12 protein-coding genes are annotated in these 16,500 nt (G+C 39.8%); all 12 read right to left on the minus strand.

The window, feature by feature from the left end:
- Positions 1-18: 18 nt before the first annotated feature.
- On the minus strand, positions 19-1,269 hold the full coding sequence (locus ACIFOT_RS20980) for an anaerobic sulfatase maturase (protein WP_430067337.1): 1,251 nt from the start codon (positions 1,267-1,269) through the stop codon (positions 19-21).
- Between the two features lie 10 nt (positions 1,270-1,279).
- On the minus strand, positions 1,280-2,767 hold the full coding sequence (locus tag ACIFOT_RS20985; protein ID WP_430067340.1) for a sulfatase: 1,488 nt from the start codon (positions 2,765-2,767) through the stop codon (positions 1,280-1,282).
- 43 nt (positions 2,768-2,810) lie between these two features.
- The gene (locus tag ACIFOT_RS20990) at positions 2,811-3,803 is read right to left on the minus strand and encodes a LacI family DNA-binding transcriptional regulator (RefSeq protein ID WP_430067343.1); all 993 of its coding nucleotides are present in this window, start codon (positions 3,801-3,803) and stop codon (positions 2,811-2,813) included.
- A 129-nt stretch (positions 3,804-3,932) separates the two neighbouring features.
- The gene (locus ACIFOT_RS20995) at positions 3,933-5,336 is read right to left on the minus strand and encodes an MFS transporter (RefSeq protein WP_430067345.1); all 1,404 of its coding nucleotides are present in this window, start codon (positions 5,334-5,336) and stop codon (positions 3,933-3,935) included.
- Between the two features lie 435 nt (positions 5,337-5,771).
- The gene (locus tag ACIFOT_RS21000; RefSeq protein WP_430067347.1) at positions 5,772-5,927 is read right to left on the minus strand and encodes a hypothetical protein; all 156 of its coding nucleotides are present in this window, start codon (positions 5,925-5,927) and stop codon (positions 5,772-5,774) included.
- 55 nt (positions 5,928-5,982) lie between these two features.
- Positions 5,983-8,094 (minus strand): DUF5054 domain-containing protein, encoded by a 2,112-nt coding sequence (locus tag ACIFOT_RS21005; protein ID WP_430067349.1) that lies wholly within the window; start codon positions 8,092-8,094, stop codon positions 5,983-5,985.
- 28 nt (positions 8,095-8,122) lie between these two features.
- Positions 8,123-8,887, minus strand: a complete 765-nt coding sequence (locus tag ACIFOT_RS21010) for a sugar phosphate isomerase/epimerase family protein (RefSeq protein ID WP_430067352.1) — start codon at positions 8,885-8,887, stop codon at positions 8,123-8,125.
- Positions 8,888-9,859: an aldo/keto reductase gene (locus ACIFOT_RS21015; protein WP_430067355.1), complete on the minus strand. Its 972-nt coding sequence runs from the start codon at positions 9,857-9,859 to the stop codon at positions 8,888-8,890. It lies immediately after the preceding gene.
- 89 nt (positions 9,860-9,948) lie between these two features.
- A complete protein-coding gene (locus ACIFOT_RS21020; RefSeq protein WP_430067358.1) occupies positions 9,949-13,059 on the minus strand; it encodes an alpha-mannosidase in 3,111 nt (1,036 codons plus the stop codon).
- A gap of 24 nt (positions 13,060-13,083) precedes the next feature.
- Positions 13,084-13,848, minus strand: a complete 765-nt coding sequence (locus tag ACIFOT_RS21025) for a carbohydrate ABC transporter permease (protein ID WP_430067604.1) — start codon at positions 13,846-13,848, stop codon at positions 13,084-13,086.
- Positions 13,849-13,921: 73 nt separating this feature from the next.
- Positions 13,922-14,842, minus strand: coding sequence for a carbohydrate ABC transporter permease (locus tag ACIFOT_RS21030; protein WP_430067361.1), 921 nt, complete (start codon positions 14,840-14,842; stop codon positions 13,922-13,924).
- Positions 14,843-14,925: 83 nt separating this feature from the next.
- Positions 14,926-16,293 carry an ABC transporter substrate-binding protein gene (locus tag ACIFOT_RS21035; RefSeq protein ID WP_430067364.1) on the minus strand — a complete coding sequence of 456 codons (1,368 nt, stop codon included), beginning with the start codon at positions 16,291-16,293 and terminating at the stop codon, positions 14,926-14,928.
- Positions 16,294-16,500 lie beyond the last annotated feature (207 nt).

The raw sequence follows: 16,500 nt of genomic DNA on the forward strand, positions 1-16,500 counted from the left end.
TACGCTCAATTTTTATTTTTAAGCGCTTGGAGTAATCTCCTTTAACAACTGCCCGCAGCACTTTTTAAATTTTTCTCCACTACCACATAGACATAGATCATTTCTTTTTGGAAACTTTCGACCTTTTTTATACGTTTCTTTAAGCCAATGGATTTTAACCTTTTCTGCCAGCTTGCTCATTCTTTCATCAGCATATTGATAAAGTTTCTTATAGCTTTCACAGAAATAATCGACATCTTTCCCATTATCGCCGCGGCTCCTTGGACACCCGCCATGGCAAAAATTTATATACTCGCAGCTTTTACACTTATCTGGAAGCATGGGCTTTTTCTTAAGAAACTCTTCATAAATGGGATGGTTTAATAGTTTTTTCAATGAATCTGTTCCAACGTTACCAAGCTTAAAATCATCATGAATATAAAAATCGCATGGATATGCATCACCATTTTGTTCTAGAATAAGCATTTTAGGACAGGATTGCCGGTGGATGCAGAGCTCTGCGCTATGATGAAGATACATATCTAACAAATTATCAAAAAATCTAATTGACACACGCGGATTACCTTCGTTATACCAATAATCAAAGGCTTCACACAAAAATTGGCCATATTCCTCCGCCGTTATTAAATATCTACCAGACTTTTCTGTTTCCTGTGCACGGAAATCCATGCATGGAATAAATTGAACATACTCAAACTGGTGTTCTTCATAAAATGCTAAAAGCTCCTTTGCTTTTTTCACATTTCCATCATGAATAACAGACAAAATATTAAAACTGACTCCCTCTTCTTTTAAATAGTCAATACCTTTCAATACCCTGTCAAAACTTCCTTTACCGGAACCCGTAATTCGTCGTTCATCATGAATATGTTTAGGTCCATCTAAACTGACACCAACTAAAAAATGATAGTTTCTAAAAAATTGGGCCCACTCTTTATTAATCAATGTGGCATTTGTTTGTACGGAATTGGAAATACGCATGTGAGGTGGAGCAAATTTTTTCTGAACCTGGACGATCTTTTGAAAAAAATCTAACCCAGCAAGGAGTGGTTCTCCTCCTTGCCAGACAAAAGCAGCTGTACCTTTTGCTATTTCCATATATTCTTTAATAAATTTTTCAAGCATCTGTGAATCAATACGGTTAATATTTCCCGGATTTCCATTACAGCGGCTGTAATAACAGTAATCACATGCTAGATTACAAGCTTCTGACACCGTTTTCCACATTACTGCAAATGATTCTTTTTCTACTGCTGCACAACTTGCCATCCAACCACTCCTATATGCTGTGAATATGAACCTTTAAGCCTAATCGTTCATATTGTTCTTTTGGTGCATCACTTTCTTCCATTAAACGAATAAGATGATGGATCATTTTCTCTTCAATCTCAGGACTATTGATTGGTTCGCGTTGACAAGGATCTTGTTTAAGGTCAAAAAGCATCGTTTTACTTCGGCCAATAATCTCTCTTTCTTTAAAAAGCGCATCGATTTTCATCGTTTTTAAGTCTTTAGTGAAAGAAAAAGGCTGTGATAATGCTACCGTTTTAAGTTCATCAATGGTGAAAAACTTCCTTAAATGTGCTGGCATTAACGTATAATTATAAAGTGGTTCATTGCATTCTGTTTCAGTTCCACGCATGTAAACATACCGTCCATCCGTACAATTCACATGTCCTCCATGTATCCCAAACAATAGAGCTTCCCTTATCGGCTTGTTTGACTGAATGGTATCCCGCAGTGGTTTTCCCTGCATATCTTTAGGGATCTCAATATTGAAGAAATCTAACAGTGTTGGTGCTATATCAATCATCTGCACTAAACAATCCGAACGTACTCCTTGTCCTTTACTGCGAGGATCCCAAATAAATAATGGTGTTCGTGCCACTTCATTGTAAAATGGCTGTACACATTTGCCCCAATAATCATGTTCTCCCAGCAAAAAGCCATGGTCTGTATTGACAATTAGGAGCGTGTCCTCCCACAAATTGTGTTCGTCCATCTTATCAAGCACTTTCCCCAAATAGGAATCACACATGCTGACTAACGCTTTATATTCTCGTCCACAATGCTCGATTTGCTCTCGTGTCTCATTTACAGGACCATATTTAGGCCAATCAAAATGCGGACCCTCATATTCATGTTCGTATAATTCCCGAAAATTTTCAGGTGCATAAAACGGTTCATGGGGATCAAACGTTTCTATTTGCAGAAACCAGTTATCTTCATCATAATTTTGGTCAATAAACTCTAAACCGTTTTTAAATGTTATCGCTTGAGGAAACTTATTCTCTCTATTGATGAGCTTTCTATTTACCCAATCATGATCATTAACACTTTGCAGATTGTGTCCGCCAATAAAAAAAGGGATATCTGGTTCTTTTACTGCTCCTTTCCAGGAATCCCCTTCCTGACCGCGTGAAAATTCAAAACTGTTATAACGTGTATGATAGTTATAACCTCCATCTTCCCAATAATGCTGATGGTCGGTCGTTAGATGTGTATAAATTCCATTATTCTTCAGTATTTCAGGCATCGAATCATCAAAGGGCTCAAGGGGACCCCAGCTTCGATGAAGAAAATTATATCGACCTGTATGCAGTTCACGTCTCGCAGGCATACACGGCATGCTTCCAACCCAACTTTGATCAAAGGTAACTGTCTTCTCCTGAAGCCGCTTAAAATTGGGTGCATGAATATCTTCACATCCATATGGCGGAAGCATATGACGATTTAATGAGTCAAACATAACCATTATTGCTTTCAAATCAACACCGCCTTTATAAATATAAGTAGGGAAATGGGTATATCTAAGTAGATTCTCTAATGATTAGTTCAGTCGGAAGTTTTATCACATTCACTTCATCTGAACCATCCAGTTGTTTGATTAATTCCTGTACGGCAATTTCGCCCATTAGTTTTCTATCTGTTCTAACTGTAGTTAACGATGGTTCATAAATGGAACTGAATTCAATATCATCAAAACCTACAATTGCCATGTCCCCTGGTACTTGCAGACCTTGTGATTTAATCTCCTTAATGGCGCCTATCGCCATCATGTCATTTCCAGCAAAGATCGCAGTTGGTGGCTTTTCAGCAGTTATTAATTGTTTTGCTGCATTCATTCCGCCTTCAATGTTCGGAACGTCCTGGAAGACAACATATTTTCCGTCATATTCAATTTGCCTTAATTTCAAAGCTTCCCTATAACCTAAAAACCTTGCGTGATAACTTTGCGAATCTTTTGGTCCGTGAATAAACCCTATTGTTTTATGCCCTAAATCCAATAAATAATTGATTGCTTGAAAACATCCATCAAAATCATCATTAATGACATAACTGGTTTCAAATTTGATATCAATTAGATCATTTACTAACACAACCGGAATATCGTTTGCTTTAAATTCTTGAACAATCCTTTTATCCACATAGCCAGCCAGAATAATGCCATCGAGCTTCTTTTGTTGAATGTTCTCAAGTGAGTTTTGGATATCCTTATCATTAAAAACCATGATGCTGTAACCTTGCCTCGTTGCAGCACCAACGGCTGATGCTACAATAGATGCAAAAAAAGGATGCGATATTAATGGATGAATTCTTGAATGCAAAACAAAACCGATGTTGTTTGTTTTTTTTGTAATCATGGCACGGGCAAGAGTATTAGGTTTGTAATTTAATTCCTTGGCTACCTTTAATACTTTTTCTTTACTTTCATTACTGTAAGAACCCGAATTTGAAAGAATTCGGGCAACAGTAGACTTTGACACTCCAGATAAGCGAGCAATATCTTTAATCGTTACCATTAAAGTTTATCTCCTTTCCAATATTGGTAACGTTCCCAATTTTATAAATATTGTACCGCTCATTTCTGATTTTTAAAAGATTAAACACAATATTTGTAAAATTAACCTTAAAAATCATTTTTCATCCTATCAGCCTCTAGCACTTACTCTTTGTTCCTCGCCACTTCCGCCAACGTTCTGGATTTGGTCTATACTTGAATCTTCCAAAGATTTTCCTTTTGGTTCAAATTTACGGCCAGTCATGGCGTAAATCGCAAGTACCAAGCCACTACATCCTAAAAGCTGTATGGTAGTTGAAAATCCAATTTTTTCTATCCCAACAGGTACAATAAAAGCGGTGAATGCAACCATAAAACGTGCACCCGCATTTGAAATCCCCTGTGCCCTGCCACGCAAATGAGTAGGAAGCAATTCGGTCGGAATCACCCAGAAGGAACAGGCACCAAATTTGTCAACTAAGGCAAGACAAAAGAAAGTTAATAAAAACCAAAACGGGGATTTTTCAATACCGGTTGATAAGATCATCGCTATGACAAATCCAAGTGAACATGCCAATATAACCGTATTAAATCGTCCAATTTTATCAAGGAACAGGTAGGCAAGAATGGCACCACACAAGGCTCCAATCCAAAGAAATGTTCCTGCGAATATAGAAAAAACTTCTCCTAAATCTCCAACATATTTAATGACATAGGTACCCATTACACTGCTTACTGATCCCCATAATGGTGCGAGAGTTAAAATGAAAAAACCGAGAAGTGCTTGTCTTGTATAGGGCTTTCTAAAGATATCTAAATAGGATGCTTTTGATTTTTTGGGGGAATGATCTGTTGGTTGAAATCCAGTGATGATATTTTCTGACATTCCTAGTTTCTTGATTGCTTTTTTTGCTTCTTCAATACGACCTTGTTGCAATAACCATCGAGGAGATTCAGGAACATACGCACGACCTAACAGGATTAATAAGGCTGGAACAGCTCCAAATGCAAATAGCCATCTCCAAGCTCCTTCCCCAATATTCAGATATAATATTCCACCTAATACTTGTGCTACTATGGCCCCAGTCACCCAAATGATTTGAGGCAACGCACCTGCTAAAGCCCCTCTTTTTTCTCGAGGAGAAATTTCAGCAAGAAAAGCCATACTTGTAACAATTTCTGCTCCTACAGCTATACCTATTAAAAATCGTATAACCATTAATTGTTCGTAGTTTGTGACAAAAGCAGAAACAATAGACAAAATGATAAAGCTAATAAGAGTAACAACAAAAACTTTTTTCCTTCCCAACTTGTCCGTTAACTCTCCAAATATCAACAAACCAATACCGGCTCCTACAAAAGCAGCAGCACCCAGCAATCCTGTTTGAGCAGCAGTTAAACCCATTTCAGGCTTTAGCATGATTAAAGCAGCGCCCATTACCAGCAAATCATATCCATCAACAAATTCACCAAGTGCAACTAACCAAATAGCAAACTTTCGCATCCGAGTCATTTTTGCATCATCAAATGTTGACAAGTTATTAATAGCAGACATTATTTTCCCATCCTTCCATACATTTAATATTCCCATAAATTTAGAAAGCCTGTTTGTTTATGGACTACCCCCCTTTAATTTTATTAGAGACTTTTTGGGAACGTTCCCATTTTAAAAATAAAAAAAGGAATTCATTTCTCCAATTTTATTTTTTCCTGGAGATTATCTTTAGTTGTCATTATTATACGGGAACGTTTCCATTTTAAGATGAAAGCGTTTAATAGTGGTATTATAAAATATTTAAAATATATAGTCAATTAAATTTTTGAATTTTCGGATTAATAGATCTAAGTAATATGCCCTCTTTAAGATAATTAAGCCCGGAATACAGAAAAGACAAATAGTAAAGCCAGTACCTAATAGCTAGCACTGGCATTTCTAGTTGTTTAATCCTTACTTTCTTTTAGCTCCATCTATTTTTTATAGACCTAGTCTTTATTGGCTATAAATTTTGAAAATGGGGTAAACATTCTCTATTTTTTCCAAAATATCCAAAACCAGCCTTGTTGCTAGATTCGACTTTCCAACAAGCCGGTGGATAGTTAATGCGTGAAGTGCAGCGGCATCATCTCCAAACACTGCTGATTCCACAGTTAATTCCTCATATGCCTTTACTACCTGCAATAGCTCGCGAATCTTTTACATATCACAAATTAGATTTCAACTTTAACGAAAACCGGCTTTTCCCATCTTCTTCATACCACATCGGGAAATTAGTTCCCCAGATATTGTTATAAAGATTAAAATGGAAGCCACCTTCTAATGAAGCAAAGGTATTGTTGAACTGTAACAATCTTTTTTCACCTGGAGAGACAAGTGGTGAATCCTTCGTCTCAATAATTACTTCGGCATCTGCCCCAAAGTAATACAGACCTTTATTAACAGCATGAAGGTTGCGGTTTCCATTTCTGACCACTTCCAGCGGAGAGATGTGTTCATCCAGCTTATCTACTTTCCAAATGTTTGGATTATCTACCTCCAACCCAAGCGAGAACCACATCGCTTCTGGTAAGCGGTTTGCATCCTTATCGAACCAATTGAGCTCAATATCAATTTGTTCATTTTGCTTATAAAATTGATAGTGAATGGTCATTTCTTTTGGAGCACCCAAGGACTCTACAGAAAACGGAGGCAAACTTAAATAGACAACGACATCATCACTTGCTGCGGTTTCTTTTCTATTTATTGAAACGACCCTAGGTTGATAAATTTCATGTTTTGGCCGTGGATGGCTCAGCTCAAATCCCGGTTTACCCTGATCTGCTTCTGACCAGCGATACGTTTGGCCAATATTCTCCACATATTCCTCAAACCATTGATGATAATTTTCTACACCGAATGACTCGTAGGCAAAAACACCAATCCGTTTTTGTTTGTTCGTCCACTCTTTTCCGCTCTTGTCTATTAAACTAGAAATAGAGCCATCCTCTGCAAACACCACGGAAAAACTTCCAAGAGAATAAGACGTGTTCAATTCTAGACGATCGCCGCCTTGTTCCTGCTTTTGTGCGTTTAATGATTTGAATGCTTCAAAAACTTCCATTTGCCGATCAGTAGATAAGGCAGCCACAGCTTTTTCAATATATCCCCGCTGTTCCTTCCAAGATGCTTCAAATAATTGATAATCGCGAGTTTTCTGCGCACCTGAAAAAACTTCCTGGGATAAGCGGTCATACTCATCCATGGCAAATGAACCAATATAGCTGTATTTATCCGGAACCGAATCCTCATCGATGGTATTTCTCTGCCTTGCCTGCTGAAAATCCTGCTTGGCATAATTTTTATAATCATTGAGGTATTTTTTCTCATCTAATCCCCATGTATGTTCAGGGATTAACAGCAGCCAATCTGAAAACATTTGATATTCTTCACTACTTACGTCCAACTTGCCCTCGGACACCCACTGACTTCGCAGCCGTAGTAATTCCCGATACATAGCAACCTTTTTGGGATCGGTAGCCACTCCGTGGATCCACGAATCAGCGATTTCTTCAAAGACAACCGGCAATGTGTGTTTAACCTTTTGAATCTTGGCAGCAAATGCATCCATGGTTGATGCTTTGATAACGGCGTTTGGAAACTTCTCCTGTAACTTAGCAAATTCAACTTGTATATCCTCCATCGATGGCGGTCCGCAATTATCACCCGTATGGGCAAAGACCATCACTTCTTTTAAACCGTCCAGTCTAAGTACGTCCCCATAGTTATCAGCATAATTAACAATGATTTCCGATCCGTCTTTTCCCTTCCATACAAAGATCGTCGGGACAGAAGGAACCTTTGAAGCGGGGTTTACCCCGATATGCAAATACTGGACACCGTTATTCATTAAATGAGGAATCATCGCTTTTGTATGACCGGGAACGTCCGTCATTTTTGCCGAAATAGTTTCTTTACCATATTTCGAATCTAATCGCTTCGCAATCGAGAGGCCGTATTGAAATAACTCAGCATCCATTAGTTCTGTATGCGTCGTAAAAGGCAATCCATGCCAGGCGATATATCCCTTTTCAATCGCGGTTTCCATTTTTCTTTTTTCTTCGATATCGGCTCGTTTTAAATACTCCTGTATCAGCCATGAGCCGGTCGTCCAAACAAAACCGACTGAAGTATCTTCCTTCTCGAATCTCTCGGCCAGTTCAATAGCCTTTGGTATGTAGGACTTAATATATTGTTCGGTCACATATTCTGCTAAATCAGTAAAACCAATATCCAGATGTGTTTTGAATATAACATGCACTACTTCAATATCATTCATGTTGCCGCTCACCACCTTGTGTATAGCTCTATACGTTTACTTTTTCCGCCATTTTAATGAGATTTGTCAAGCTACGCTCTAAACTATCCATAGGATTTCCAGGACAGAAGTCTTGTTCTACGGCATAGAATTCAACTCCATTTTGTTCGCCCCATAATAAAATCGGTTCAAAGTCAATCGACCCAGTCCCTACTTCAGCAAAATATTTTCTTTCATCATTAGTCATATCTTTTAGATGAAGAATTGGGATTCGATTAGCAAATTTTTGCATATAGGAAAGGGGATCGAATCCCGCCATTTTTACCCAATAGGTATCCACTTCTGGATAAAGAGACACCCCGTCCTCTTCTTCCAAAATATAATCAAGGGCAAATTTTCCATCGATTGTTGTCCGGAATTCAAAATCATGGTGATGGTATCCTACCCGATAACCTCTTGGCATTACCTTTTTAGCGACTGCAAGCAGGTCATGTTTTGCTTTCAGATAACCTTCAACATTTTGCATCTCTTCCTCAAGGTAATGGCAGAAAAAGTCGGTAGTCCCAAACAAGTCAGCTTCCTTTAAAACCTGATCTAGCTCATTGTTCATTCGGTCAAGACTGATATGCATGCCGGCAGTTTTTAATCCTGTTTCTTTTAAAACGTCGGCAATTTCTTCTGCTGAATAATCATAAAGCCCATCGATTTGCACAGCTGCATAACCCATTTTCCTTAAATCACGCAGCACCCCGGGAAAATCCTTCTTTATTTCATTCCGTAAAGTATATAGTTGGGCAGCAAATTTCTGTTTCATCTATTTCGCTCCTCCTATTTTCGATTCACGTAAGTTGAGAAGAGCCAGTTCGTCGGAAGTTAACAAAATTTCTGCACCTTTGATCGATGATAATAACTCCTCTACTCTCTCGGGGCCAATAATCGCTGCCGTTGGATAAGGCTGGTTCAGCACATAGGCAAGGGCAATTTCAATTGCAGTTCCTCCCTTTTCTTCGGCAAGCTTTTGCGCACGATTAAAGCGCTCCCAGTTTTCATCACTATAATAGACTTCAACCATTTCCTCATTTTCACGATTTTCAGGTGAGAATCGGCCGCTAAAGAAACCGCCCGCCTGCGAACTCCATGATAATAATGGCATCTGCATTCCCTTGTGCCAGTTTGAAATCTCCTCATTTACCGACACACACCCGGCCCATCTTGGTTTATTGCATTGCGCCAAACTTAGATTCGGGCTGTTAAAAGTAAAACCAATCAGACCGTGTTTGGCCGCATAGACATTCGCTTCCTGAATTCGTGTATGTGACCAGTTCGAAGCACCAATTGCATGAATTCTGCCTGCAGCAATATGCTCATTTAATACTTCCATAATCGAACCCACATCCACACTAGTGTCGTCGCGGTGGAGGGCATAAAAATCGATATAATCGGTTCTTAATCTAGCTAAGCTTTCCTTTACATCCTTATTAATCGCTTCCCGGTTTACACGAGGCCCCGGCTCGCCATCATCCGGATGCGCTCCTTTTGTCAGGATGTAGATATCTTTACGGATTCCTCTTGATTCAGCCCATTCGCCTAAAATCTCTTCACTATTAATATATTGATGGGCGGTATCAAACATATTTCCTCCCATAGCAACAAACTGATCCATAATGGTAAACACCTGTTCCTTCTCAGCTAATTGATAGAAGCCGGCGGTTCCCATAATTAAGCGTGAACACTTTTTTTCAATTGATTTATTGTCTTCCAACCCTTTAAGAGTTATATAATTCATCGTAAGCCCCTCTTTTCTAGGAATTTCTTTCTCGGAAAACTATGAACCAGCGTGAAAAAGGGGAGAATTCTCCCCTTTTTGCCTCTATCCTATTTTAACTTAACGATAAATGTCTTAATTTCATAAGGTTTGATGTCAAACGCAAAGTCTTCGTTACCTCGGGCTTCGGAAATGCCTCTTTCCATTAAGTCACATTCCTGCCAGGAATCAATTTGGAAGTCACTTGTTACTTCAACAGATCCTCTTGCACCAGCAAATTCATGCAAACGGATAACCAGATGGTCACCATCTTCTCCTTTTTTAACAGCATCCACCATCACATTCGGTGCGGTCACATTGAACAGCGAAACACTTTCTGTCTGGCCTTCTGCATAGGTTAATGGATTATTCAATTCCCAGGCTTGGCGTACAGTATTTCCTTCATACCAGCTTCCAGTATGAGGAAGCAGGGAATACGTAAACACATGTTCACCTTGGTCTGCTTCTACATCCGGATAAGTAGCCGATTTTAATAGTGTAAGGCGCATGACATTATCCTTAATGTCATGTCCATATTTGCAATCATTCAGTAAACTTACACCATAATCCCTTTCAGAGAGATCCGCCCACTGGTGACCAACAGTTTCAAACCGGGCGTAATCCCAGCTTGTATTCCAATGAGTTGGACGTTTCACATTTCCATACTGAATATCGTATGTCGCCTCTGTTGCCCGAATTTCTACTGGGAAGGCTACTTTCAATAGTTGGTTTTGATCATGCCAATCAATCTTTGTTTCAAAATCGATACGCGGATTGTTCGCATACAAGCTCATTTTCTGATTGATGACAGAGTTTGAATAGGCCCATGTAAACTCAACGACACACCGGATTGGACCATTTTCAAGGACTTTGGCTCCCTTCAAAGTCGAGATCTCTTTCATCTTTTCTTGATAATAGAGATCGATATCCCATGCATCATATTGCATTGGTTTATCCTCAAAAACCTGGAACACATTCCCACGTGCATTCGGGGCTAAAACATTCCTTTGATTTTTCCTGTCATACAGTTTCGTCAGCTGACCTTTATCATTCCATGAAATCTCATAATAGTTGGAAGAAACACTATTTCCAGAAACACTGAAAGGCGAAGCTGCTTCATTCGTTCCCTGTTCATAATAAACGGAGCTTTTTCCGAGGGAAGGAACTTCATCCACTTTGACAAGCCATTCTCCATCAGCCGTTTGCTGAGCTTCCAGTACCTCTCCTGTTTCTTTCTTCCACACTAATTCTCCAGTTGTGTTCGTATTGATTTTAACGGTATCATTCCGCTTCCACGAAGAGGAATTATAAATCGTATATAATTGCTGCCCTTGATTTACGGTTAAAGACTGTGAAGCTTCCTGCCAGGCATCCGCCGCAAGCTCAAATGCTTCCGCATATTCTAGTTTGCTGTCTTCATAAACCTCGTGAATGGATGATCCCGGAATGATGTCGTGGAATTGATTGCGCAGCACAATCTTCCAGCTTTCCTCCAAATTTTGCACAGGATAAGCTGACCATGAACGTGAAAGTACACTTTTTAAGGTATTCAGCCATTCTGTTTCACGGAGAAGCAGCTCCATTTTACGATTCATCCGTTTATTATACGCCTGAGATGTATAGGTGCCGCGGTGATACTCCAGATAGAGTTCCCCATCCCACGTGTGAACATATTGATCGGTATTGTCTACCGTCTCATGCAGGCGTTTAAAAAATTCATCCGCTCTGCCTGTTTTAACAGCAGGCAAGCCTGGCATCTTATCTAATTTTCTTCTCATCTCTAACATTTCACGATTAACGCCGCCGCCGCCGTCTCCATAACCATAGGAAATGAGCAGCTCCTGGTTCACAGCTTTATCGCGATACGTTTCCCAAACCCCTTTTACCGAACGGGGAGTAATCTGTCCGTTGTATGTATAGAACAAGCGGTCATCCTCAGGGGTAGTGATAAAATGAGTTAAAATCTCTGTTCCATCGATCCCTCTCCATTTAAAGGTATCATGCGGCATTCTATTAAACTGGCTCCAGCTAATTTTTGTAGTCATGAAGGTTTTAATGCCAGATTTCACTAATATTTGCGGAAGTGCCCAGCTATACCCAAAAACATCTGGAAGCCACAAATATTCGCACTCCTTCCCAAAGCTTTCACGGAAGAATTTAGTGCCCAGCAACAATTGACGGACAAGTGATTCACCTGATGTCAGATTACAGTCTGCTTCCAGCCACATTCCACCTTCTGTTTCCCAACGGCCTTCTTGAACTCTTTTTTCAATTTGTTTATAAATTTCCGGGTAATCTTTTTTAATATAATCATATAATTGAGGCTGTGTTTGTAAAAAAACGTAATCTGGGTATTGCTCCATTAAACGAAGAACGGTAGAAAAAGAACGTGCTGCCTTTTCTCTAGTATGTTTCAGCCTCCAGAGCCAGGCCACATCGATATGAGTGTGTCCGATTGCCGTTACGGTGACAGGATAATTTTTCGGAATTTGCTCTATTTCTTCATTTAAAGCAGATTGTGCTTGATAAAGAGAATCATAGAAGCCTTCTGAACCAGGAACAGACCAATCGATCATCAGGAAAGCCCTGTCTAAGGCTTTTAATAGTGTTTGCCTTTCAGGCTGATTTTCCTGCAGGTACTCGATCGTAGCTAGTGCAGCCCTAGCTGTGTAATACAGATCATCCACCGTTTCATCCAGACAGGCGATAAAAGCGGTTTTTAATTGGTGTTCCTGCAGCGTCGGCTTACCTCCGCCTTCGAGCCCTGACCACAGCCGGAAGCATACTTCAATGGTGGTTCCGGCTAGGCTTCTATCTAAAAATACCTCCTGATGATTCATGTCTACGCCTTGATATGGGTCCCCGTTTACATACAGCAGGGACTCAAACCCTGAATTATTACCGCCGCCTGTTTTTCCAAAATCAAATACACCGACAATTTTCTGTTGTCCCCAATTTTCAGGAATGGGGATTAACGTTTTAAGCCAAATGTACGTATCGCGTCCTTCCCATCTTTCCCGTACATTCATGGTCCTCCATGATCCATCCTCTGGAGGCCTCTCTGAAACCTTGCCTTCTTCATCATCTTGAGCTTGAAAAGATGCCACTGGCTGTATATTCCGATAACGATATTGATCTAGTTCCTCTATCCTTCTTTCCAACTTTTCAATAGTCCAAAACATATCAAACGCTCCTCTAAATAGTAATTATCCTTTGGATGCTCCACCGAGACTGAAGCCCTGAGACATAAATCGCTGTGAAAACATATACAAAATGACGGAAGGCATCGTATAAATCATCGAGAAAGCGGCCAGTTTTCCGTATTCGATCATTCCGAAGTTTCCGAAAAATTGGAAAATTGTCACCGAAGCAGGAAATTTATCAGGTGACTGAATCAAGATGTACGGTACGAAAAAGTTCCCCCAACTTCCGGAAAAAGTAAAGATGGCGACAGTGCAAATACCAGGAATCATCAAGGGAGCAACAACCTTCCTTAATCCTGCCCATACAGAGGCACCGTCGATCCACGCGGATTCTTCCAATTCCAATGGAACAGAATCCATAAAGTTTTTCATCATCCAAATCGCATATGGCAACCCGGATGCAGTCAAAAATAAAATCGTCCCAATGAGTGAATCCTGCATATTGATATAAATAAATAGTTGATAGACAGGAACCATTACCGCAGTTATTGGCAAAGCGGTCATAAATAAAATGGAATACATAAAAGGCTTTTTAAATTTCAAGGCATAACGTGAAAGTGGATATGCTGCCATAACGGCAACAACTACAACCAGCACTGCCTGGCCTAATGAAATAAACAGCCCGATTCCAAAGGAACGAAGATTCGCAGGATCAGTCAGGATGGAAGTAAAGTTCTCTGCCGTAAAAGAACTGGGCATTTTTAAAGCTTGCTGGGCATGTGGATCGATTGATGCAAATAACACCCACAAAAGCGGTAAAAGAAACATGATTCCAAGAACGGTTAAAATAACGTATGGGACAACTTTTTCAGTTTTATAACGATTCACGGTAACTCCTCCCTTAAATATTGACCTTCATGGAGCGGATATAAATCAAGCTTGCACCAATACCGATAACGAGCAGGATTAGTGAAATCGCCGTTCCATAGCCAAGTTGGTAATTGACAAACGCCTGGTTGTACATAAAAATAGGAAGAGTTTGTGTGGATGTTCCAGGCCCTCCGCCTGTCATGGAAAAAATTAAGGAAAACACACCTAATGTTTGGAGGGTTACCAGAACCATATTGGTAACAATTGACCCTTTAACCATTGGCAGGACAATGCGGAACATGATTTGAAAGCGAGATGCACCATCCATCATCGCTGCCTCTTCCACACTTTTCGGAACATCATCCAAGGCTGCTTGGAAAACGAGCATGGAAAAGGCGGTACCGTGCCAAATATTCGCAACGACCACGCTGACCATTGGAAAAGTGTATAACCATGTGACTGGCTTTAATCCAATATGCTGTAAAATCATATTTAAGGTTCCGTTATCACTTAAGAATGCCACCCAACAAAAAGCTACCACAATTTCAGGGGTTACCCAGCCGGCGAGGACAATAATGCCGATGATCCGACGAAACGTTTTGTTTTTCTCCTTCATTAGGACAGCCAAAATAAACCCTAAAACCTGCTGGCCAATGACGGCAGAAAAAAGCAAGAACACAATGGTTTTTACTACACTGATTCGGAAATCAGGGTCTTGGAACATGGATATAAAGTTTTGAAATCCTATAAACTGAACACTCTTTGCCTCTGTTCCCGTTAAAGTAAGATTCGTAAAAGCAAAATAAAAGGTTAGTAATATAGGTCCGACAAAAAAGACAAGCAGCAGGATCCAAGCAGGCAATAAAAAGAGAACCGATTTCAGCAGTGTACGATCCTTTCTTGTTTTCTCCTTTATGTTGACTGTTGTTGATACAACCGTATTTGTACTCATTTCACACCCCGGTCGATTATATTTAATACAAAGGTTACCTTTTATAATTTAGAAAAAGGCAACCTTTATTTTATAGTGAATTCTTATTTTTCGATCACATTATCTTGTCCGACAATTTTTGTCACATTGGTCTGATATTCCTTCGCAGCCTGCTCTGGAGTTAGTTTTCCTGTTACAACGTCCTCGACAAGTGATTGAATTTGTGTGGATACAGTTGGATATTTATCAACTGCAGGACGGAATTGAGCAAATTTCAAGAATTCAGTGGCTTCCTTAAACATCGGAATTTCCTGATACGACTTCTCTTTTGCCACATCATCACGCGTAGTCAAATTTCTTTCTTTTGTTAGGAGTGACAGAGTGTTCTCCTTGCTTGAGGCAAATTTAATAAATTCCCAAGCTTTATCTTTATGGTGTGAATTGTTTGGAATAGAGAGCGCCCATCCGCCTGACATCGTGATGGTTCCAGGAGCTTCCCCATTTTGGGTCGGCATCGGTGCAAAGCCTAACGTCTTAAAAGCTTCAGGCCAAGGTGCAGAACCCGACTCACCCCAGTTACCTGTCTGCCAGATTCCGTCCAGTCCGATGGCAAGCTTTCCTTTAGGCATTAATTGCTGATAGGCCACGGCACCTGCCTGTCCATTTAATACTTGGGAAAGATTTGGACCAAGCTTCTCCTTATAAATTGCATCTATAAATTTGAAGGTGTCCGTAAGTCCTTGGCTTTTCACAATCCATTTTTTCGAATCGTTATCATAAAGAGGAGTTTTCGTACCAAAAAGCAGCATTTCAAACGTTTGCATCGATGTTCCTTCTCCTGATGCTTTGCCGGAGTTCATCCAAAACGGTGTCACATCAGGCAGCTTTTCTTTAATGGTTCTTGCTGCTTGTAGGATATCATCCCATGACTTAGGTTCCCAAGGAACAGGAAGTCCCGCTTTCGCGAATAGATCCTTGTTGTACCAAAGCCCCCGGGAGTCAGTGTTATAAGGCACCCCATAAACCTTTCCATCCTGAGCAATAACACCCTTCTTGACATTTTCGGTATAATTGCTCCAGTCACTCCAGTCCTTGACCTTATCATCAAGCGGTGTCAAATAACCGGCGCTCGCATCTGAATTCACCATAAAGGTATCCTCTGTTACGATGTCTGGCGATGTATTTTTCGATTTCAGCATTAAGGCGATTTTCGCAAAATAATCCCCTTCTGACACATTTAGTGGTGCCAGTTGAACATCTACTTTTGGGTTGTTCTTTTCAAATTGCGGAATAATTTCTTTATTGAGCCAATCTGTAAACCCTTTGTTGGATCCTCCACCAGATCGGTATGTAATTTTAATGACTTCTTTATTACTGCCGTTTGTCGAAGCGCTTTGATTCGAACATGCAGCACTCAACAAAACGCTGCCAGCAATAAGGGAAACAGCGGCAATTTTCTTATACTTTTTCATTTTCATCAACCTCTCACCCATTCCAATTAATTTTTTCAAAAAAGAAAACGATTACAAATTGAATTAAAAAAATTAGGATGATACCACTGCTTGGATTATTTTAATTCCCCCCTTTTTAATTTTCCAAATTGATATGTTGATAGCATAATTGATATATTTGCCATATGTCAATTTATTGTTTGAATATTTTATATATTAAATTAACAA

The organism is Neobacillus sp. NRS-1170, assembly GCF_050468025.1.